The organism is Paenibacillus sp. FSL R7-0313, from assembly GCF_037969885.1.
Classification (GTDB): Bacteria; Bacillota; Bacilli; order Paenibacillales; family Paenibacillaceae; genus Paenibacillus.
On the sequence record NZ_CP150219.1, the window covers coordinates 6,502,937 to 6,523,619 of the forward strand.

General features: G+C 49.6%; 19 protein-coding genes and 1 riboswitch. Of the genes, 4 read left to right on the forward strand and 15 right to left on the reverse strand.

The window, feature by feature from the left end; genetic code table 11:
* Positions 1 to 90: 90 nt before the first annotated feature.
* The 11 genes from NSQ38_RS28500 to cobD all read right to left on the reverse strand — a co-directional run bounded on the left by NSQ38_RS28500 (position 91) and on the right by cobD (position 11,649).
* Complete coding sequence (locus tag NSQ38_RS28500) at positions 91 to 1,635, reverse strand: cobyric acid synthase (protein WP_339790749.1); 1,545 nt, start codon at positions 1,633 to 1,635, stop codon at positions 91 to 93.
* 126 nt (positions 1,636 to 1,761) lie between these two features.
* A complete protein-coding gene (gene cobS / locus NSQ38_RS28505) occupies positions 1,762 to 2,652 on the reverse strand; it encodes an adenosylcobinamide-GDP ribazoletransferase (RefSeq protein ID WP_339785432.1) in 891 nt (296 codons plus the stop codon).
* The gene (gene cobU, locus NSQ38_RS28510) at positions 2,649 to 3,209 is read right to left on the reverse strand and encodes a bifunctional adenosylcobinamide kinase/adenosylcobinamide-phosphate guanylyltransferase (protein ID WP_338592325.1); all 561 of its coding nucleotides are present in this window, start codon (positions 3,207 to 3,209) and stop codon (positions 2,649 to 2,651) included. The genes cobS and cobU overlap by 4 nt, the downstream gene beginning before the upstream one ends.
* Complete coding sequence (gene cobT / locus NSQ38_RS28515; protein ID WP_339785434.1) at positions 3,206 to 4,327, reverse strand: nicotinate-nucleotide--dimethylbenzimidazole phosphoribosyltransferase; 1,122 nt, start codon at positions 4,325 to 4,327, stop codon at positions 3,206 to 3,208. The genes cobU and cobT overlap by 4 nt, the downstream gene beginning before the upstream one ends.
* Positions 4,328 to 4,372: 45 nt before the next feature.
* Positions 4,373 to 5,185, reverse strand: a complete 813-nt coding sequence (locus NSQ38_RS28520) for an ABC transporter ATP-binding protein (RefSeq protein WP_339785436.1) — start codon at positions 5,183 to 5,185, stop codon at positions 4,373 to 4,375.
* On the reverse strand, positions 5,182 to 6,228 hold the full coding sequence (locus tag NSQ38_RS28525; RefSeq protein WP_133386799.1) for an iron chelate uptake ABC transporter family permease subunit: 1,047 nt from the start codon (positions 6,226 to 6,228) through the stop codon (positions 5,182 to 5,184). The genes NSQ38_RS28520 and NSQ38_RS28525 overlap by 4 nt, the downstream gene beginning before the upstream one ends.
* Positions 6,225 to 7,223, reverse strand: coding sequence for an ABC transporter substrate-binding protein (locus NSQ38_RS28530; RefSeq protein ID WP_091033535.1), 999 nt, complete (start codon positions 7,221 to 7,223; stop codon positions 6,225 to 6,227). The genes NSQ38_RS28525 and NSQ38_RS28530 overlap by 4 nt, the downstream gene beginning before the upstream one ends.
* A gap of 409 nt (positions 7,224 to 7,632) precedes the next feature.
* Positions 7,633 to 7,769, reverse strand: a riboswitch (cobalamin riboswitch).
* 160 nt (positions 7,770 to 7,929) lie between these two features.
* A complete protein-coding gene (locus tag NSQ38_RS28535; protein WP_339785438.1) occupies positions 7,930 to 8,616 on the reverse strand; it encodes a histidine phosphatase family protein in 687 nt (228 codons plus the stop codon).
* Positions 8,607 to 9,587, reverse strand: coding sequence for an adenosylcobinamide-phosphate synthase CbiB (gene cbiB / locus NSQ38_RS28540; protein ID WP_339790753.1), 981 nt, complete (start codon positions 9,585 to 9,587; stop codon positions 8,607 to 8,609). The genes NSQ38_RS28535 and cbiB overlap by 10 nt, the downstream gene beginning before the upstream one ends.
* Before the next feature lie 44 nt (positions 9,588 to 9,631).
* The gene (locus tag NSQ38_RS28545; RefSeq protein WP_339785440.1) at positions 9,632 to 10,462 is read right to left on the reverse strand and encodes an adenosylcobinamide amidohydrolase; all 831 of its coding nucleotides are present in this window, start codon (positions 10,460 to 10,462) and stop codon (positions 9,632 to 9,634) included.
* The gene (cobD, locus tag NSQ38_RS28550; RefSeq protein ID WP_339785443.1) at positions 10,459 to 11,649 is read right to left on the reverse strand and encodes a threonine-phosphate decarboxylase CobD; all 1,191 of its coding nucleotides are present in this window, start codon (positions 11,647 to 11,649) and stop codon (positions 10,459 to 10,461) included. Before cobD ends, NSQ38_RS28545 begins: the two co-directional genes overlap by 4 nt.
* Before the next feature lie 189 nt (positions 11,650 to 11,838).
* On the opposite strand from cobD, the gene NSQ38_RS28555 reads away from it, so the two are divergent.
* Complete coding sequence (locus NSQ38_RS28555) at positions 11,839 to 12,843, forward strand: lipoate--protein ligase (protein WP_338592308.1); 1,005 nt, start codon at positions 11,839 to 11,841, stop codon at positions 12,841 to 12,843.
* 278 nt (positions 12,844 to 13,121) lie between these two features.
* Positions 13,122 to 13,925 carry a Cof-type HAD-IIB family hydrolase gene (locus NSQ38_RS28560; protein ID WP_339785445.1) on the forward strand — a complete coding sequence of 268 codons (804 nt, stop codon included), beginning with the start codon at positions 13,122 to 13,124 and terminating at the stop codon, positions 13,923 to 13,925.
* Positions 13,926 to 14,255: 330 nt separating this feature from the next.
* Here NSQ38_RS28560 and NSQ38_RS28565 read toward each other — a convergent pair whose 3' ends face one another.
* On the reverse strand, positions 14,256 to 15,782 hold the full coding sequence (locus NSQ38_RS28565) for an FAD-dependent monooxygenase (protein ID WP_339785448.1): 1,527 nt from the start codon (positions 15,780 to 15,782) through the stop codon (positions 14,256 to 14,258).
* 156 nt (positions 15,783 to 15,938) lie between these two features.
* Between NSQ38_RS28565 and NSQ38_RS28570 the strand changes: the two genes are divergently transcribed.
* Entirely contained in the window at positions 15,939 to 16,508 is a 570-nt protein-coding gene (locus NSQ38_RS28570) for a TetR/AcrR family transcriptional regulator (RefSeq protein ID WP_289391549.1), read from the forward strand.
* Positions 16,509 to 16,572: 64 nt separating this feature from the next.
* Here NSQ38_RS28570 and NSQ38_RS28575 read toward each other — a convergent pair whose 3' ends face one another.
* Positions 16,573 to 17,511 carry an EamA family transporter gene (locus tag NSQ38_RS28575; protein ID WP_339785451.1) on the reverse strand — a complete coding sequence of 313 codons (939 nt, stop codon included), beginning with the start codon at positions 17,509 to 17,511 and terminating at the stop codon, positions 16,573 to 16,575.
* Between the two features lie 120 nt (positions 17,512 to 17,631).
* On the opposite strand from NSQ38_RS28575, the gene NSQ38_RS28580 reads away from it, so the two are divergent.
* Entirely contained in the window at positions 17,632 to 19,053 is a 1,422-nt protein-coding gene (locus NSQ38_RS28580; RefSeq protein WP_338592294.1) for a PLP-dependent aminotransferase family protein, read from the forward strand.
* Positions 19,054 to 19,194: 141 nt separating this feature from the next.
* On the opposite strand, the gene NSQ38_RS28585 is transcribed toward NSQ38_RS28580, so the two are convergent.
* Together NSQ38_RS28585 and NSQ38_RS28590 are read right to left on the reverse strand one after the other, a co-directional pair.
* Positions 19,195 to 19,821 (reverse strand): ABC-2 transporter permease, encoded by a 627-nt coding sequence (locus tag NSQ38_RS28585; protein ID WP_339785454.1) that lies wholly within the window; start codon positions 19,819 to 19,821, stop codon positions 19,195 to 19,197.
* Positions 19,814 to 20,680, reverse strand: a complete 867-nt coding sequence (locus NSQ38_RS28590) for an ABC transporter ATP-binding protein (RefSeq protein ID WP_339785456.1) — start codon at positions 20,678 to 20,680, stop codon at positions 19,814 to 19,816. The genes NSQ38_RS28585 and NSQ38_RS28590 overlap by 8 nt, the downstream gene beginning before the upstream one ends.
* Between the last annotated feature and the right edge of the window lie 3 nt (positions 20,681 to 20,683).

Genomic DNA, 20,683 nt, shown 5'->3' on the forward strand with positions numbered 1-20,683 from the left:
CCTCATTTAATCATAGGATATACAATACCCCCATGCCGCTAACATTCCGTTTCTAGAGAACGGGTTGTCGGGCATGGGGGTATTGTTGTTTCACTTGGGTGCCTGAACACCCATAATCTCGTACACACGTTTCATATCCAATGCCAAACGCAACGATTCGGCTACCCGATCGAACTCCATCTCCTTACGTTCATGCGCACTATATGTCTCCTGAAGTGGAGCCAGTCCCTTTCCTTCACGCAAGGCATTCAGCCAAGAACGTCGGAATTGATCACTTTCAAACAAACCATGCAGGTAGGTTCCCCACACGCTGCCATCTACTGAGCCCCAGCCTTCTTGGAAAGGTTGGCCACCTGGATGGGATATTTCAAATAGTGCGGTTACACGTTCAGGCTCGTGGCACTCTGTAACACCCATATGGATCTCATATCCATGAATAGGTAATGGAGATGTTTCCACATCTGGTTCACCAAACAGACGAATCGGATTCTGAGGTTGCACCCGTCCGGAAGCCCTGACTGTCTGTTTTTCCTGAAGAAATGTTGTCGATAGCGGAAGCCAGCCAAGTCCCTTCGCTTCCTGAATCTGATTCGCCTCCACAGCAAAGGGGTCCTTCAGATGTCTTCCAAGCATCTGGTATCCACCACATATCCCTACGAGCTGAACGTTATCACGTTCGGTCTGGCTGGCAATCGCTTGCTCCAGTCCAGACTCACGCAGATATGCCAGGTCACCTATGGTGTCCTTCGTACCCGGTAGAAGAATGGCATCAGGACTGCCCAATTCCTCTGGCGAGGTCACGTAACGCACATTCACATCCGGTTCACGGGAAAGTGCATCAAAGTCTGTAAAGTTGGAAATTCGCGGATATCGGATCACCGCCAGATCCAGCTCGGTTTTGCCGGATTTCCCATGACGCATGGAGTCCAGCACCACTGAATCCTCTGCTTCAATCTGAATATCTCTTATGTAAGGCAACACACCTAATACTGGAATGCCTGTCCGTTCTTCGAGCCAGTCGAGTCCCGGCTGCAACAGGGACAGATCACCGCGGAACTTGTTGATAATGAACCCTTTGACTCGCGCCACCTCATGGGGTTCCAGCAGCTCCAGCGTACCTACAATGGAAGCAAACACTCCGCCCCGATCAATATCGGAGATCAGAATCACCGGCGCATCGGCCCAGCCTGCCAGATTCATGTTGACGATATCCCGGTCCTTCAGATTGATCTCGGCCGGACTGCCCGCTCCTTCCATCAGCACAATATCATAGGTATCCCGTAGCCGATTCAACGCATCCATCACCGTCTGCTTTGCTTCAGGCAGGAACTTCTGGCGATAACCTGATGCACTCATCTGGGCAAAAGGTACACCGTGTACCACGATCTGCGAATGCATGTCCCGCACCGGTTTGATCAGGATCGGGTTCATGTCGGTTGTCGCCTCAATACCGCAGGCTTCAGCTTGTGCCCCCTGAGCCCGACCAATCTCCTTGCCATCTTCCGTCACATAGGAATTCAGTGCCATGTTCTGTGATTTAAACGGGGCTGGCTTGAAGCCATCCTGCTTAAAAATCCGGCACAATGCCGTTGTGATGACACTTTTGCCTACATCGGAAGCCGTTCCTTGCAGCATCAGTACCGCCGCTGGTTGTGATGGCCTATCTTCCACGCTCTCTCCCCCTGTCTCCGTGTTATATCCAGATCACCTTGCTCCCAACCTCATGCGTAACACTTTCTATACTGCTTCTTACTTCAAAAGTTACAGCCAGAACAGTCCTTGAAGCACGCTCAGCACGGTCAACAAAGCCGCCTCCAGCAGTTCATTCATGGCACCATACGTATCCCCGGTTAAACCGCCGAGCCGTTCACTGATCCGGGCAGCCACGAATCGGCCGATATAATAACACGCCACAGGCAGTACGATAACCGCCGTCACCGGGTATAGCCACCATGGCAGTGTTCCCAGCCCACTCACCATCGCATCTGCAATCCCCATATCCGGCTTGAAAAGCCACACCGCGGCATACGTAACTGCCCCTGCGATCAAGGTCAACCCCACGGCTGAGCTGCCTGCACGCTGGACTTCCTTCCGCTCACCGAGACCTTTGAACAATACGGCAAGTCCATCATCTCCGCGTGCATTCGGCCAGGCCGACATCGCATACACCATGAACCAGCGGCTCCAGATCATGGGCAGGATCAGCAGCGCACCGTACACCCAGTGACCCTGGGCAATAAAATCGGCGATCAGCGCCGCTTTCATCATCAGCAGCAAGACGCAGGCGATCACGCCCATGGCCCCTACACGGCTGTCCTTCATAATCTCCAGCATTCGTTCACGGGTACGATAACTGAGCAAACCATCCGCCGTATCCATCCATCCGTCAAGATGGAGCCCTCCGGTGAGCCATACCCATAACGTCAAGGTTAGGATGGCAGCCGGGAAGGCGGGAAGCACTGCACCGCTTAAGGCTCCCATGAGCCAGACACACAGACCAATTGCTGCACCGACCAGCGGGTAAAAGACAACACTTTCCCGCAGCAGCGGCGGGACAAAATCGATTTGCATTTTGACAGGGAAACGGGACAAAAATTGAAAAGCGGCTGCCGCCGCATGTTTGCGCTGAGGAGCAGGCGTGCCATCCTTCATAAGCGGTACTCCTTGCTTTTTAGTTCAATCGCAATGCCTACGGTCACCAGAAACACTTCACCACATATCGCCGCAATGCGCTGATTCAGTACACCGGCCAAATCCCGATATCTCCTGCCAAGGGCATATTCCGGTACGATCCCGTCCCCTACTTCATTCGTAACCAGAACAAGTAAACCGGGATAGGTTCGAATCGCTTCAACCAGCGCGTCCAAATGTCCCTGTAACACCTGCTTCTCGTCATGCTCATGCGCTAACAAAACATTTGTCAGCCACAGCGTCAGGCAATCCACCAGAACGGTGGGTGCAGAAGTCCCTGTATGCCCTTCACCCATGCGGTTTATCAAAGCAGGCAGATGTATCGGCTCTTCCGTTGTATGCCACAGATATCCCGATGCCTCACGCTGATGCTGATGCATGGCGATACGCTCACGCATTTCATCATCGTAGGCCTGAGCTGTCGCCACATACCAGGCCTCCGAGGAACGTTGCATGCAGAGACGCTCGGCAAAGGAGCTTTTGCCACTGCGTGCGCCGCCTGTCACCAGTACGCTCATCGGGAACTCTCTCCTTGCAGGGATGAATCAACCGACGCAGCAGAGTCCGAAGCATGGCTTGCCCCGTCCGAGACACCCGCGCTTGCAAAGGTTGCCATCTCGTTCAGAATGAGACATGCTGCGTCAATCAGATGAAGACTGAGCACGCCGCCTGTGCCTTCACCCAGACGCATGTCCAGATCCAGCATCGATTTCAGCTCCAGTTCACGCAGCAGCGCTCCATGTCCATTTTCATGTGAAGTATGAGAAGCGATCATATAAGCCGTACTCAGAGGTGCAAGTTGTCTCGCCACCAGCGCTGCCGCTGTAGAGATGAACCCATCTACAACGACCGGGCAACGATGAGCAGCGGCGGCGAGGATAACCCCCGTGAGTCCGGCAATCTCCAGTCCCCCCACCTTGCACAGGACATCAAGTGCATCATCCGGGTTCGGTGCGTTTACGCTAAGCGCCTGGCTGACTACAGCAGCCTTGCGCTGCAAGCCTGCATCATCAATCCCTGTACCTCTCCCCACAGCGGCAGCTGGTGCAACTCCGGTTAACGCGCTCATTACCGCAGCACTTGCAGTGGTGTTACCAATTCCCATCTCCCCGGTGACAAACAGCTGTGTTCCCTTCGCCACCTCTGCCGATACAACTTCGGCTCCTGCAAGGATAGCCCGAACTGCCTCATCCCGGGTCATCGCTGCCCCTCGGGCCATGTTGGCCGTGCCTTTACGAATTTTACGGGAAAGCAGGTCCGGATGTTCAAGATCGGCATTCACCCCGATATCCACACAGATCACATCAGCTCCGGCGTGGCGGGCAAGCACATTCACGGCTGCGCCCCCAGCGAGGAAATTCAGGACCATCTGCGGAGTCACTTCAGCAGGAAAAGCACTAATGCCTTCTTCTACTACGCCGTGATCTGCGGCCATGACAATGACCGCCCGGTGATCAAAACGCGGACGTGCATTGCCCGTCATACCTGCCAGGCGGATCACCAGCTCTTCCAATTTGCCCAGACTTCCCGGCGGCTTCGTCAACGAATCCACATGCGCAGAGGTTTCTGCCGCGACTTCCTGGTTAGGAGCTGTAATCTTACTTCTTAAATGCTCCAACACCTGTTCATTATTCATACAACCAGCACTTCCTTCATCAAAATATGGGTTGCCCCGCTTCATTTAATCGATGTCCCGCCGCAGCAGCAGTTGAGGTATGGCATGGTCGGGATGGGAGACAATTGCGGGTTTGACGCGAAATATATCCTGGATATTCTCATCGTTGATCAACGTATGAGGCGTGCCCTTTCCAACAGCCATGCCCTCACGGAGCGCCAGAATGTGATCGCAAAATAACGCGGCCAGATTCAAATCATGCAGCACAGCCACAATTGTAATATTAGTTCTCTGTCGCCATGCCGATAACAATTCCATGAATTGCAATTGATATTTAATATCCAGAAACGTGGTCGGCTCGTCCAGCAGCAGTAACCTCGGTTCCTGAGCCATAACTTTGGCTAGTGCGACTCGCTGCCGTTGCCCGCCGCTGAGTGCATCCAGCGGTCTGTCCGCCAGCTCTGTCAATCCTAGATCTTCAAGCACCTTGTCCACTACAAGTGCCCCATCACCCGTTTCCCGCCCCAGCCAGTTCTGGTATGGATATCTCCCCATCTCCACCACGTCTCGTACAGGATAGGAGATGGCTGGCAAGCCATCCTGTTGCAATACAGCGATCATCCGCGACAGGTCCTTACGGCTGTAAGAGCCGATGTCTCGACCATCGATACGGATCTGACCTTCGCTTAACTGTTCCGTTCCGGCAATAAGCTGGATCAGGGTGGACTTGCCGCTGCCGTTTGGTCCGACAACTCCCCACCAGTCACCTTCGCCAACATGCCAGTCTACATTGCGCAATGCCTGATGATTGCCATATGACTTCCCTGCTCCCTTAATGGAGATAAGTGAAGTCGAGTTGGAACTGGTACTGGAATTCATGGCATCATCCCCTTCTGCAACTTTTTGTTCCGGTGCAGCAGGTAAGCAAAGAATGGCGCACCAACAAAGGCGGTGACAACACCGAGCGGAATTTCAGTTGGCGCCAGCAACGACCTTGCTATGGTATCTGCCCACACCATGAAGATCGCTCCACCAATGGCTGACAAAGGTACCAGCAGTCGGTAATCCGGTCCCACCACCAGCCGCAACATATGCGGGATCACCAATCCAACGAATCCGATGACACCTGATACCGAGACAGCGCCTGCAGTCAGCAGTGTGCCAACTGCCAGCACGGACAGCTTGAGCCTGTCCACTCCGATCCCGATATGTGCCGCTTGACGTTCTCCCAGTGCAAGCACATTCAACGAGCGTGCGCGGCTCCAGAGAAAGACCAGCCCTAACAGAAAATACGGGAAAAGGATGGCCGTATACGACCACCCACGCAGAGCCAGACTTCCCATCGTCCAGTATATAATTTCATTAATCGTCTGTTTCGACATGGTCGACAGGAAGGAAACAACTGCGCCCAGGAAACTTTGCATGACCACACCAGCCAGAATGAGGCTGTGTGTAGGTATTTTACGCCCTTCACGAGCCAGTGCCATAACAAACCATAACGTGATTACACCCGTCAAAAACGCCACCAGTGGCAACGTCCAGATTCCGATCAGTGCATACTGCAATCCGAAGAAAATCAGAAAGGCTGCACCCACCGAAGCACCGGATGATACGCCCAGGGTGAACGGGTCTGCCAGCGGGTTCCGAAGAACCCCCTGGAATCCCGCACCAGCAATCGCCAACGATGCGCCAACGAGCACGGCAAGCAGTACACGTGGGAATCTGACTTTCCAGATAATCTGTTCGGCTGCCTTATTCCAATCCGGTGTAATCCAATCGCCCACCCAGGGAATTTTGTGAATCAGGATACCTGCAATATCCCGGATCGGCAAAGCTACTGAACCAATGCCCGTGCAGATGAGCACGGTGAGCACCAGCAGCACCATGCCCGTCGTTCCGAACAGGATCAGCTTTTTACTCATTGGAATAAGTCAGGGTAGATCGCTTTGGCTACTTCTTTCAACCCTTGAGTTACCCGTGGACCCGGACGGCTCAGCAGGTTGGCATCCAGGCCAATAACCGCGTCATTTTTCACAGCCGTAATTTGATCCCAGCCACTGCGCGCCTTGATGATCTGATCCAGTGTTTTGGAGTTTTCATCAATTACATCATTAGCATACAAAATCACATCCGGGTTGGAGGCAATCACGTTCTCTTCATTGATTTCATACCAACCCTCTTTGTCCGAAGCAATATTGCTGCCACCGGCTACAGTGATGAGTTCATCCATAAATTCGCCTTTACCCACAGTCCAGCCTGGGGAGAATTCAACGTATACTTTTTTCTTCTCTTCCGGTTTAACTGCCTTCACCGCTTCGGTTACATCCGTCACGTCCTGTTTCATCTGGGTGATGATTTCTTGTGCTTTTTCCTGATGATCGGTAATTTTACCGAAGGTTTCGATATTGTTCATCACATCGTCAATGGATTTAGGATCCGTTTTGAAAATGGTAATACCCAGTTCGCGCAGCTTTTTCACTGCATCTTCGCTCATTGAGATACCTGTGAAGACAATGTCGGCTTCTGCGGCAATGATGGACTCTTCATTGGGCTTGGTGATACCGCCCATTTTAGCTTTGGTTGTTGCCGCTTCCGGATAATCGTCATAGTCGGATACACCAACGATTTGATCGTCCAATCCAAGGGCAAACAGGGATTCCGTTTCAGCCGGAGACACGGATACGATTTTGGCCGGTGCCTTTTCAAAGGTGAACGATTCACCCGTTGCATCCGTAACGGTAAGTGGATATTGTGTTTTGAGGTCCGTCTGAGCCTGGCCTTGGGATTGCTCCTGTGCCGGTTGCTGTGAAGTACCTGTGCCCTCGTTTGTTGTTGCATTGCCACATCCGGCCAAAGCCAGTGCAAGTGCCGCTGCACTTAGCAGCGACGCTACGCTTTTCCAATTCTTGAAATTCATTCTCTTATTCTCCCCTTCTCTATTTGTACTATTTTCTTGCATCGTGCTCGAACTCTTATTCCCCATGTCTTGGTGTTCCTGTGTAAGGTTTGAACTGCAACATTTACACGCTAACGGAGAGTGCAGAACCAATCTGAAGAAACGAAGTGTTCGCCTTTATCACCGGATTTTCCATTTCAAAAAGGGAATCAAAAAATCTGGGGATAACAGCGATCGGAAGATGGTACTGCAATCGGAGTGACCTCGTGTAAAATTGGTCTCGGTTCATCTTACATGAACAATAAAAAATCCCCAATCCTTGGACAAGGATCAGGGATGACGTCTCGCATATGGCGATCTGTACATGTTCAACCAAGGGTTGTCCATGCGCATAGAATAGCCCGAAACGCTGTCCTTTCCTCGAAGGAACACCGGTTTGTACGTCCAGGGCAGGTAACCTGACTTACAGGAATCATCCTGTTTTACAGTGGCGGGACCGTGCCGGATTTGCACCGGCTTCCCCATTTCACCCTTGTGTGTTTCGTGACTCGTACTAATCTGCCATGAAAACAGCCTTCACACGCGGGACCCTTGGTCGCTGATATGGTAAACCATTGTCGTGTAATTTCTGCATGTTGCATACTCGTTCAGGCTTCACAACCTGAAGCATATCTGTACCATGCTGAAGTCACACTTCTGTTGTGATTATAGGGTATATTGTACATCCTTACAACCCGATTGGCGGAAAAGTCACTCTGCTGCCAAACCATTGATTCCCCTGTTGTTCAAGCTGAACCTGAATCGCCTGTCCCGGTACGACATGTGTATCCCAGAACCCAAGCCCGGCAATCAGACGGGACAAGGCATACCGGATGACACCACCATGCGTAACCACAACTATGGTTGGCACTTGATCCTCATTAACGTGCGTCGAAGGACAGCCCTCCAACAACATCTCTTGGAGAAAGGAGTCCAACCGTCCGGTAAACTCCTGCCACGATTCCCCCTCAGGCGGAGTGACCTCCTGCGGGGCATCTATCCAGTTTCGGTACACAGAATTATCCTTGAGCTGCTCATACGTCAGCCCTTCCCACTGTCCAAAATCATTCTCGCGCAGGCGTGAGTCGAACTTCACCTGTCCGCTGGCATCAGGAAGAATCTGTTCCAGCGTCTGCCGGCAGCGAAGCAGATCACTGCAATATACCTCGTGCCACGAAACACGGCTCAATTGTTCATGAAGCGGAGCCAGTTCTTCTTTGGCATTTGGCAGCAGACCGATGTCGGTATGCCCCAGGTATCTTTTTTCCACATTCCACAGTGTTGTCCCGTGACGGACCCACAGAATGTTTCGTTTCAGTGAGCCGGGTTGATCCGTATGTACTTCATTGCCTGCATTCCCTTTATTTACAGCCATAACAGCGTCCCTCCTGCCAGCCACACACCCAGCGTTATGAACATGCACAGTACAACAAAAGCCCCTGCCGACCAGAACATCAGGCGTGATGTTTGCACAATATCCTCGGCTTCCATCGACCTTGTGGCCTCGCCCATATAGGCACGAAATGAAGCAACGCCGTGATACACGTTATGTCCCCCAAGCCGGATGCCCAGTGCTCCAGCCACCGCAGATTCGGGAAAACCGCTATTCGGACTTGGATGCAGTCTTGCATCCCGTGTGACCATGCGTGCTGCTCCTTTGGCGTCCAGCTTCATGACCCAGGCACCCACGATTAACAGAATTGCGGTCAGCCGGGCAGGTATCCAGTTCACCACATCATCCAAACGGGCCGAGGCCCAGCCAAGATGCAGATACTTGTCATTTTTATATCCGACCATGGAATCCAGCGTGTTGACGGCCCGATAAGCCATAGCTAGTGGAGCGCCTCCAATAAGTGCATAGAATAACGGTGATACAATGGCATCCACGATATTTTCGGCAACCGTCTCTACCGTACCCCGTACAACCTCCGATTCATCCAGATGCCCCGTATCACGTCCAACAATCATGCCCAGTGAACGTCTGGCCGCCGGCCAATCCTGCTGCTTCAGATGACGATACACTTCCATACCTGCATCCTTCAGCCCTTTTGAAGCAATAGTCGTTGCAATGAGCACCACTTCAGCTGCCGCTGCAATGACAGGGTGGATTAGCCCAAGCACATATACGAGTCCCCAGGTGATGGCAAAAGAACCCCCCGCAATCAAAATCGGGAACAACAGCCCGGCTCTCTTCAGCCCCGAATCTGTGCGCACACGCGAGCGAATGACACGCTCCAACGCCGAGATGCCTTTTCCCATGCCAATCACCGGGTGGGGAATCCAGCGCGGATCTCCGATACATCGGTCCAACAGGTACGCCATTATAATAATCCAGGCTCCCGCCATGCCTGTCCAGAACGGCCAAGTCCATAGATGCTCCACGTCAAAAGTCATTTGTGCCTGATCCTCTCTTTCCATAACAGTCCGGCCTGAAGGCTCTCCGTCACCGTGTCGTATACCAATCTGCCAATCGCCGCTCCTGCCGTAGTTGCTGTCCCGGCATAAGTAATCATCGGCTGAGGTTCCTCCACTGCCTGACGTACCGCCAACACAATGGCATCGGTTGTGGTGCCGGTGGCGGGCAACCCGTTCTCCGAATCCAGAACACCCGCATCCGCCAGCGCTGCCGCTTTGGCTTCCACCGCCGTCTGTACCGCATTAACCATCGCCCCGGTGGTCATGCGTCCATTCAACCAGAGCATGATGTTAATTGTACCCGGGACATAGGGGGCCATCGTTAGATTTCGTGCTGAAGGAGCAGAGCGCTCCCTGCCGGAAGACATCTTCTTATTTCCCACCGTATCAAATACCGTTCTCTCCGATCCCGCACGTGCTGCATTCGATACACCCGCAGTGGTACAGCACAGAAGACCAAATTCTTCACTTGTATATTCCTGAATGGACGTATGCTCCAGCCTTACGGCCGTCAATAATCCGGCGCATTGATCCCGCGGCTCATGCCATTCATTCAGCGCCTGTTCGATATCACGCGGCGGATCATCACAGCGGTAATGCCTGTCCACATAGATGTTAAATATGCGATCCAGTTCAATCATCCCACCGCCATATACCGCACTCGACAGCGCTTGGGCAGCCCTTGGGCTCTGTGCTTTGATATGTCGTTCATATGCGGATATGTTCAGTCCGGGCCAGGAAGAGGAAGCATATTCATTCTCGCCTGTTTCTCCATTCGCAAAGTAGTTATAAAACGGGAGTGTCACGACCGCTTCCCTCCCTGTGCCTGTTCCGAATCTTTCGTCTGCTCCTGCTGACTTGATTCATGAATGGAGGACTGATCGACATTTGGATATCCCTTGGTTTCCAGCACGCCGCCCAGCACTTTGAGTAATGTAGCATTGGCGTCTGCATCCTTGACTGCAAAACGTACATGACCTTCGTCAAGCCCCGGATACATGGCACAGCTGCGAATCAGGATGCCCCTTCGGCCCAGCGCCTCCTGCATTGATGCTGCTGTCCAAGGGGCCGGCACACGTACCAAAATAAAATTCGCCTCTCCCGGTGTCACCGCACATCCGTACGCCTTCAGTCCTTCGATGAGACGCTCCCGTTCCCGCGTGATCTGTGCTATGGTCTCCTGTTCGTACCGTTCTCCGCTGCGCAGACAGGCTTCCCCTGCCATGAGCGCCAGACCGTTGACACTCCAGGTCACCTGTTTCTTCGTCATCGCCTGAATGTATTCGGCACGGCCCAAAGCATATCCGAGACGCAAGCCCGGAATGGCATAAAACTTCGTCATCGAGCGAATGATGATCACATTTGGATAGTCATTCAGATGTGCTGCCAGGGACTGGCGCCGGGCTACCGGAATAAAATCCATAAATGCCTCATCAATAACGATTACAGTTCCCGTTTCTTCCGCTTTGCTGGCAAGCCTTTGCAATACCTCAAGCGGATATTGTACACCGTTTGGATTGTTGGGCTGGCCAAGGAAGAGCAAGTCTACCTTCTCCATGAGCTGCTCGATCTCCTCGGGTTCCGCTCGCCACGCCAGCTCTTCTCTGCCCTCCGTATGCACAACTTCGGCACCGAATTGTCGTGCCAACGCGCGGTACTCCGAGAATCCAGGTTCCACCGTACCCACCTTGCGCGGGGCAAGCCCCAGCAGAATGAGCGCCATACTTTCGGCTGCACCGTTGCCCACAGAAATCTGCTCCTGCATCACACCAAGACGCTCGCTCAGCAGTGCTTTGAATCCCCGATGCCCCGGATCGGGATACCGAATCACCGACTGTAATCCTTGCTGTATAGCCTTCAGCACCCCTCTGGGCGGACCGAGCGGATTAATGTTGGCACTGAAATCCAGAAAATCAGCGGCTTCTCTCCCAAATCGTGACGCAGCCGTCTCCACGTCCCCGCCATGTCCGAACACTTCGATATAACCGGTCATTCTTCCGTCATCCTTTCTGTATGTCCTTTTTATTATGGATGGCACGGGAGGTGTGGGTCAATCCTGTTTTCTTTGTGTCCCAACCATAATTCGTTTACAATAGAAGAGGAATTTCGGTTCCTTTTGATATACAAGGTTCACTACATAAGGGACTAGCAATCCCTCACATACATTAATGGAGGAATGACCATGCTGTTTGTTGACAACCAGGGCATTACAGATCCTTCTGTAAACCTTGCCATTGAGGAGTACATTCTGAAACATCTGCCGATGGAGGATGACAGCTATCTGCTGTTCTACATCAACCGTCCGTCAATCATCATCGGAAAACATCAAAATACGATTGAAGAAATTAATATCGAGTACGTTCAGGATAACGGTGTGCAGGTGGTTCGTCGTCTTTCGGGAGGCGGAGCGGTATATCACGATCTGGGCAACCTGAATTTCAGTTTTATTACAGCTGATGACGGTCAATCCTTCCACAACTTCCGCAAGTTCACCCAACCTGTGGTTGAAGCTTTGCACGAGCTTGGTGTAAATGCCGAGTTGACCGGGCGTAATGATCTGCAAGTGGGCGAAAAGAAAATTTCGGGCAACGCCCAGTTTTCCACACGTGGGCGTATGTTCAGTCATGGCACATTGATGTTTGATCTGAATCTGGAGCATGTTCAGGCTTCCCTGAACGTCAATCCCGAGAAATTCAAATCCAAGAGCACCAAGTCCGTACGCAGCCGGGTCGCCAACATACGGGACCTGATTGACACCAACCTGACGATTGAGCAGTTCCGCGATGAGCTGTTACGTCACATTTTCGGGATGGAGCCTAAGGACGTTCCACAGTACACGCTCACTGACAAAGACTGGGACAAAATCAAAGAAATCTCCGCTGAGCGTTATAACAACTGGGACTGGAACTATGGCTTGTCTCCGGAAAGCAATGTGAAGCACACTCGCAAATTCCCTGTCGGCATCATCGATCTGCGCATGAACATCAAGGATGGACGTATCGAAGATATCAAAATCTTTGGCGACTTCTTCGGTGTAGGTGATGTGGCGGATATCGAAAATATGCTGCGCGGCAAGCGGTATGAGGAATCCGAGGTGCGTACTGCACTTGAGGGCCTGGATGTAAAACATTACTTCGGCAACCTTGAGCTAGAAGACTTTATTGGCCTTGTTTTTCTAGAAGAGTAGGATTTAGATGTAATTATAGTTTTAGAACGAAGTCTAAGATTACACGTTAACGGAGAAGACAGAATTCATCGGGAGAAGCGAAGCGTTCGCTTAAAGCTTTTTGAAAAAAAGCTACATCGGAAGCATACGCTTATCAACGGATTTCCCCTTGGGGAATGGAATCAAAAATCCGGGGATAACAGCGATCGAAAGATGAATCTGTATTCGGAGTGGCCTCGTGTAAAACTTATTTTTCGTTCGTTAGTATAGATACAGATAAAAAAAGGAGAGAAATACAGATGACCTACAAATTGATTGCAATCGACATTGATGACACCCTGATCAACGACAACAAGGAAGTAACCCCTGCTACACAGACTGCACTGGAACAAGCGGTTGCCCATGGTGTAACTGTAACGCTGGCGACTGGACGTGCTTATGCTTCCGCACAAGCGCTTGCTCGTCAAACCGGACTTAACGTGCCGATCATTACGTATCAAGGCGCATTGGTGAAAAACCTGCTGGACGAAAAAGTCCTCTATGAGCGTTACGTTCCACAGGAAGCTTCCCGCAAATTGTATGATTACTGCCTGGAGAACAATCTCCACCTTCAAACATACATTGAGGACAAGCTGTATGCCCGTGAGGAAAACGACAAGCTGCGGGATTATGCCAAATTAAACGGCACTCAATATTACATCGAATCTGATTTCATCAAAGTCATCGAACAAAAAACTCCGAAGCTGCTTATTATCGATGAGCCAGACTACTTGGATAAGGTTGCTGTTGACCTGCGTGAATTGCTCGGACCTCAAGTGCATATCACGAAGTCCAAACCTTACTTCCTGGAAATCATGCACAATGAAGGAACTAAAGGCCACGCCCTGACCTTCCTGGCTGACCATTTCGGTCACCAACTCAGCGAGTGTATTGCCATCGGCGACTCTTGGAATGACCATGAGATGCTCGAAGTTGCTGGTCTTGGTGTAGCGATGGGGAATGCCATTCCTGCGCTGAAAGAGCTGGCAGACTACATTACGGCAAGTAATAACGAAGACGGCGTAAAAGAGGTAATCGAGAAGTTTGTGCTGAACGCAGAGTAATTAAGATCAACGAACAGCCCAGTCGGCGAATTTCGCCGTGCAGGGCTGTTTGTTTGATTTTAAAGACATTTTCATTTTTCTGTGTGAACGATTATAGTAGGTATATTTCTCTGTTATTTTTTATGTTTTGAAAGTAATAATGCCGTGATTAAGGATAATTGTAGTGAAACCGTAATCGCCATAGATAAGATGACACGATTTGTATCTGGGACATCAGCAAAAAACAAAACAATAAAAAATACAATAAATGAGATTAAAATGCTAGCTATGAAATTTAAAATTATTCGTTTCATGTTTTGCCTACTTTCACGCACCACGATTCATTGTCTCTTACTTGCTCATGGCATGCTGGAAAGACTCCAACAGTTTCTTAATTTGCCCATCAAATTCCAGTTGAAATGGCGGAATGATCTCATCTATTCTTTGCTGGAATAGCTCCGGATCTTGGACACCAAGCTCCGCTCTTAACTCCATTTCTTCTTCGGAACCATTGTCGTTCAGGATCATGTTCAGGATTTCACCTTTAAAGTATTCACTTGGAGGAAGGATTAGAGCATTCATCAGGAACTGGGTAAAAAAGAGATGATTATTATTTTCCTGACTCGCCTTTTTCATCGCCTGCTTAGTAAACAAGTTTATATACTTCTGAGCAAACGCAACCCCTTTCATTCGGGAAGGCCCAACATGTTCGACCCCTTTCCATCGCAGATCGGCCACAGAACTAAGCCACCAGGCCGGTTCAATCGCCTGCTGCATACGAAGCAGGATTTGGCGCTCAAACTGCGGCTCAGGATGTATTCGCTGCTCATCCAAACATTTTCCTATGGTCTCGGCTTCAATTGCTGCGACCGTCATGCCTTGGCCATGGATCGGATCGAAGCTGCAAAATGCATCGCCAAGGACCAGTAATCCGGAAGGCCAATTCTCCATGAGTTCAAAATGTTGACGGACAGACTCGGAAATACGGTATCCCCGCGGTCCTTGAAACGGCTCCAGCTGGTCTGCCAACGCTACGATTTCATCCGAAGCAAACAGATGTTTGATTTGCTCTTGGAACTCATCCGGATGGGTTGAAGGATATTCATCTCCTCCTGCGTTGAACAGTAATAGTCCAGCGATCTCATTCTCAATGCGCCACAACATGCCTGCACGAATTCCTTGCACAGGATCGGACTCTGTTATCACCGTTCCCCAGTCATTTCGAATTGAGGATGGTATCTTATAATAGCGAGTGCTGTAACCAAGCGACACCTTCAGCACTTCCGGCTCAGGCACGGACAACCCTATCTGTTCAAGCCATCTGATCAATTTGGAAGAACGCCCCGCGGCATCAATAACCATATCTGCTGCAAGCATTGCTTCCCGGTTATTCCGGCCTCTTTCCTTGGTATACACGCCTGTAATCGAACGCTGATCTTCTGATGCCATTAACCCGGTAACTTCCGTACTCGTTAAGAAGCTTATATGATCGATGTTCTGGACGCGCTGACGCAGTACCCATTCCAGGAGAGCTCTACTGCTTGATGCAATTTTGAATGAGGAATTAGCATTTGCCTTATTAACTAATGTACCGTAGCGATTGGCAATCACAAATTTCTCTTCATGTGAAGGAATGGCACCAAGCGCGACCAATTCGTCATTGTATCCGGGAAAGTACTTTTCCAGAATGAGTCCGCCGCGCGGTAATACACGATGTGGATGAAAGGATTGAGGCACACCCTGCCGATTCCCCGGTTCAGAAGGTAATTCATCTCGCTCAATGATACACACCTCGTCATAATAATCAGATAACATCCTTGCAGTTATTAATCCTGCAATACCTGCCCCAATTACCACAGCTTTTTTCATATCGGACATCGCCACTTCATCCTCTCTAATCCATCATATTTTATCTACACTTGTAGCCCTATCAAAAAATTACTTATAATACCAATATACACTTGGAATCTCGCATCAAGTAAGAATCAATATCAGGATACTATATAGCTAAACTACAATAAGGAAATGATGTAGATGAAAATGATTGATAAAAAGGTGGATTTGAGAGTTACCCGAACTCATAAATTGTTAACGATGGCGCTTCTCGATCTGTTATGTGAGAAAGGCCAGCTATTTAGCAACATCACAATTAATGAAATATGTGACAAAGCTATGGTTCACCGAACAACATTTTACAAACATTTCAAGGATAAATTTGCTCTACTGTCCTCCACCCTAACTTGGGTCCTTCGGGATTATTTACACATGAATGTAGAAGATCGGATACAGCAGCCTTTGCAAAGCGTATCTAAAATTCTGTTCGGAAATGTACTGGAGACTATCGTGCAGAACCAGCAGAAGGATGAGGGGTTTAACAACTTTTTCATACATTATATCGGAGAGATATTCAGACGAGATTTTCTGGAATTGAAGAGAAGAGGTAAACATTTTTCACTTCCCATTGAACTGGTAGCCGAGTTCCACTCGGGGGTTATTCGTTTACTTGTGACGTGGTGGATACAACATTTCGATGAAAATGTTACGGCAGAACAGATGGATGAATATTACTACCAACTGGTTAACGAGAACATCATGTTGGAATAACAAACAGCTCAACCTAAAATCAAGGGCTGATTTTGAGATTGAGCTGCATACCTTCAAACTTTACCTATTTTAAAACAGTTTCGGAAGCCTGCACTGTCACCCTCGCACGCTTTCCTTTCTTCAACCAGCCGCTCACCTTCTCATTCATCGCCAGCAGACCTGAAACGACCAGTACCACGCCGATCCATGTAACCCAGCTGACATGCTCACCATAGACAACAGCACCAAGACCTACAGCAATGGGTGGTGAAATGTATAACCAGGTTGCCGGGAATAACGGATTGGTGCGCGACATAATCCAATAGAATAGACTATGCCCCACCATGGAGCCAATGACAGTCAGATAGATCACCGACGAGACGGCAGGCACCCAGTCCAGAGCTGACATATTCCACGATTCCGTTCCGGCCGAGAGCAGAGTTAAGAGCAATCCCCCATACATCATCTGCACCGCATTGATCGCTACAGGACTAGCCTCCTTGAACTGATGAATGACCTTTTTGGAGTACAATGCACCTGCTGAATAACAAACTTCCCCCACCAGAACCGCGATACAACCCCACATGAATAGAGAACCTGCACCAAGCGATACACCTGGCAGCACAACCAGAACCACACCGGTGAACCCGATCAGGCAGCCTGTAATCATACGGCCAGATGTTTTTTGCCGTAACAACGCCGTCTGCATCAACATAATCATCAGCGGCCCTGTCGCTGACAGAATGGCACCCACACCCGAGCTCACATGCTGTTCAGCCCAATATAATGTGGCAAAGGTGCCGAAGGTCAGACCCGCTCCCGTCAACAACATCTCCTTGCGGAACAGGAGCGACCAGCTCACTTTGCCCTTCATCCACATCCATGCAAACATCAGCGCTCCCGCGATTACAAATCGCAATCCAGCTGACAGAAAAGGCGGCATGCCAGCCTCTACTCCAATTTTAATAGCCAGAAACGTTGTACCGAAAATAAGACACATGACCGTAAATGCAATCCCCACCATGATAACCACTCCTTTATCTGTTCTCCATCATATCTCATGGTCTATAGAACAGAATGAACAAAACAGAACAGTTCTCTCCCATTAGCTGTTACAATAGAGTTCAAAAGGAGTGTGAGCCGGGTGGGCAGAACCATGATGATGACAGATAATAGCCTGAAACTATATGAGCAAGTAATCCATTATCTCGTTGTACGTATAGAAGCGGGAGAGTGGGCCGAACATGAAAAACTGCCATCTGTACGAAGCCTGTCCGAGCTACTCGGCGTACATCGTCTGACTGTTTTCAAAGCCTATCAGGAGTTAAAAGAACGTGGGAATGTCTATGTGAAGGATAAGTCCGGCTATTATGTCAGTCCAGCAACTCCATTCTCAGTAACGGATCAGGCGGATGATCCCGCCGTGTCTGCATGGCTGCATTGGGACTCCCTCGCACGTGTACAGTCGCTTGAAGCCGAATTCCAGTTTTCCAAATCACTGATTGATCCCGCCCTGCTTCCCAATCGGTATTGGGGAGAACTGATGCGTGATCTGCTGGATCAATATCCACGTCTGCTCGGAACGTACTCCACGATTCAGGGAGATCTGGAATTGCGTAATGCGCTGGCAAGCCATCTGACAACCAAGGAACGCTTCTACCTCTCCGCAGACGAGGTGTTAATTACATCGGGTGCCCAGCAAGCGATCGACGTCATCTCGCGGACGCTGGTCAAGCCCGGGGATCGGGTCTTGATGGAACGGCCTACGTATGGACCGGCAATGGAGATTTTCCGCAAACAAGGTGCCCGGCTCGTCTTTACCGACATTCATCCCGAGGGTTATGATCTGGAGCAGATCGAACATCTGATGAAGAGTGAGAAGCCACGTCTCTTTTATATGACACCGACCTTTCAGAATCCAACCGGTATGAATGTTCCAGTAGAACAGCGCAAGCAGTTACCCGAACTTGCAGAACAGTATGGTTGTTTTCTGCTCGAAGACGACAGTACCTATGATATCTATTTTAAGGAGAAACCTCCTGCACCCATTTTCACCTACGACACCACCGGACACACTCTGTACATTCGCAGTTACAGCAAGTATGTTGCACCCGGGCTACGGATTGCAGCCATCATATGCCGCCAGCGATTCATGCCAGGACTACAGGCTGTAAAATCACTGACAGATAACGGATCGCCCCTTCTGAACCAGAAGCTTTTTCTCCGTTATTTTCAGTCAGAACGTATGCATCAGCATCTGTCCAAGCTGCGGACCGCCATCCAGCTACGGATGGAAGTGATGGAACAATCTCTGCTGGAAACGGACTGGACGTGGACCCGGCCGGAGGGCGGACTCAACTTTTGGGTGGAGCTTCCTGAGGGTGTGGATACCGGAAGACTGCTTCACCGATGCATGGAACAATCCGTCGCCTTTGTACCTGGAACCGTATTTGATTCTTCGGATGATTCAGCCAGTCGCAAGCTGCGCCTGTCCTTCTCTTATGCACATGAGCAGCAGATTCGGGAAGGCATGAGCAGGCTCATTACCCTAGCTAAAGAAATGTAAGGTTTGGATTTCCAGGAACTGACGTCACTCCGAAGAATATCAAGTGTAATTTGGCACTCGTATCGCTGCATCAAAAAAAGTCGCCTTGTGGCGACTTTACTTTTGGTGTTCTATATTCTCTACCTGCATCCGCTCTGTGTTTTAAAGGTCTTTTCTTGCAAACAAGCGAATCGTAATGAGATAAGACACCACAAACAAACCTATAATGCCTACGGAAACCAAAGCCATTGTCGTTGTGGTAATCATACCGTTCTCGTTGGCCATGCTCATGAGGTACGCAACGGGTTGCGCCAGTATAATCATGCAGACCATGAATATCGCATTGATGATGCCTGCCCCTTTTTTGCTAAGTCCGTAGAAAAGAGGCATGTATATGGAAACTAACGCAAGCACCATGCCTACGGCAATGACAATATCCCTAAGTGAATAATTCGGTTTGTTCAGTTCAGGATAATTCAGGTTCACAAGCTCGTGAATTCCGTACGACGCGAGCACCCCGAAAAATGTATAGACTATAGCAGAGAGGTACTTGGCTTTCACAATCTGTTTGCGGCTAACCGGGAGCGTGACCAGAAAATTATGATTATGGTTCTTGATATCAATCATGGTTGCCAGCATGACCGAACCAAAGGCTGTGTAGATGCCTACAAAATACATTGACATTTCACTCTTTGGTATAAAGGCGAGACTAAATACCACCAGGTATAACCCAATCGTCCACAGTGAACTTTTTAGTACAATGAAATCTTTACGAAGCAAGTTAAGCATATTTGCGTCCTCCCTTCGCCGTAAAATAAATGAGGTCTTCCAACGTAGGTCTTTGTAAAAGAGCTAACCTCCCAAATAACTGTTCGGCTTCTGCTTTATGATCCGACAACGCTTCAAAACCAACGGCTGTCTCTCGTATTCCGATGAAATGTTTCCGAATGTCGGAATCAAGCAGACTCGTATCCCCTTTTACAATCGTATACCTTTCCAGCACATCATCTTTGGCTTCATTAAACACCAGTTTTCCTTGATGAATAAACGTAATGTAGTCTGCAATACGTTCCAGATCGGTCGTAATATGAGTCGAGAAAATAATGGACCTTGTTTCGTCCTGTATCATATCCGCAAGCAGATCAAGCAATTCCCGCCTAAATACAGGATCAAGTCCGGATGTCGGTTCATCCATAATTAGCAGATCTGCTTCATGCGACAAAGCTACGGCGAGAGAATACTTGATCTTCATGCCTTTGGACAGATCCTGAATTTTCTTTTTGGGAGACAGTTCGAACTGATCCAAATAGTCATTGAACGCTTTATTGTCCCATTTGGTGTAAAAAGGAGCAATCATTTGTGTCATCTCACGGATCGTTAGATGCTCATAGTAAAAACATTCATCAGACACAATGCCAAGGCGTTGCTTGATGTTAACTTCCTGATTGGGCATCTCACTGCCCAATGTCTTGAGGCTCCCCTTATCGGGATGAATCAGACCCGTGATCATTTTGATCAAAGTACTCTTTCCCGCCCCATTCGGACCAATAAGTCCCGTGATATATCCTTTTTTCACATCAAGAGACACATTATCTACTTTAAATAAGGGATACGTTTTGGTTACATTACGTAATTCGATAGCGTTCATTAT

Bases quoted from the DNA above. Each gene is read 5' to 3' on its own strand.
- NSQ38_RS28525 (WP_133386799.1), bottom strand. From the start codon at position 6,228: ATGAGTAAAAAGCTGATCCTGTTCGGAACGACGGGCATGGTGCTGCTG.
- cobD (WP_339785443.1), bottom strand. From the start codon at position 11,649: ATGACCGGTTATATCGAAGTGTTCGGACATGGCGGGGACGTGGAGACG.
- NSQ38_RS28560 (WP_339785445.1), top strand. From the start codon at position 13,122: ATGACCTACAAATTGATTGCAATCGACATTGATGACACCCTGATCAAC.
- NSQ38_RS28585 (WP_339785454.1), bottom strand. From the start codon at position 19,821: ATGCTTAACTTGCTTCGTAAAGATTTCATTGTACTAAAAAGTTCACTG.
- cobU (WP_338592325.1), bottom strand. From the start codon at position 3,209: ATGAGCGTACTGGTGACAGGCGGCGCACGCAGTGGCAAAAGCTCCTTT.
- cbiB (WP_339790753.1), bottom strand. From the start codon at position 9,587: ATGGCGGGAGCCTGGATTATTATAATGGCGTACCTGTTGGACCGATGT.
- NSQ38_RS28500 (WP_339790749.1), bottom strand. From the start codon at position 1,635: ATGCTGCAAGGAACGGCTTCCGATGTAGGCAAAAGTGTCATCACAACG.
- NSQ38_RS28535 (WP_339785438.1), bottom strand. From the start codon at position 8,616: ATGGCTGTAAATAAAGGGAATGCAGGCAATGAAGTACATACGGATCAA.
- NSQ38_RS28520 (WP_339785436.1), bottom strand. From the start codon at position 5,185: ATGAATTCCAGTACCAGTTCCAACTCGACTTCACTTATCTCCATTAAG.
- NSQ38_RS28575 (WP_339785451.1), bottom strand. From the start codon at position 17,511: ATGGTGGGGATTGCATTTACGGTCATGTGTCTTATTTTCGGTACAACG.
- NSQ38_RS28570 (WP_289391549.1), top strand. From the start codon at position 15,939: ATGAAAATGATTGATAAAAAGGTGGATTTGAGAGTTACCCGAACTCAT.
- cobT (WP_339785434.1), bottom strand. From the start codon at position 4,327: ATGAATAATGAACAGGTGTTGGAGCATTTAAGAAGTAAGATTACAGCT.
- cobS (WP_339785432.1), bottom strand. From the start codon at position 2,652: ATGAAGGATGGCACGCCTGCTCCTCAGCGCAAACATGCGGCGGCAGCC.
- NSQ38_RS28590 (WP_339785456.1), bottom strand. From the start codon at position 20,680: ATGAACGCTATCGAATTACGTAATGTAACCAAAACGTATCCCTTATTT.
- NSQ38_RS28565 (WP_339785448.1), bottom strand. From the start codon at position 15,782: ATGTCCGATATGAAAAAAGCTGTGGTAATTGGGGCAGGTATTGCAGGA.
- NSQ38_RS28555 (WP_338592308.1), top strand. From the start codon at position 11,839: ATGCTGTTTGTTGACAACCAGGGCATTACAGATCCTTCTGTAAACCTT.
- NSQ38_RS28530 (WP_091033535.1), bottom strand. From the start codon at position 7,223: ATGAATTTCAAGAATTGGAAAAGCGTAGCGTCGCTGCTAAGTGCAGCG.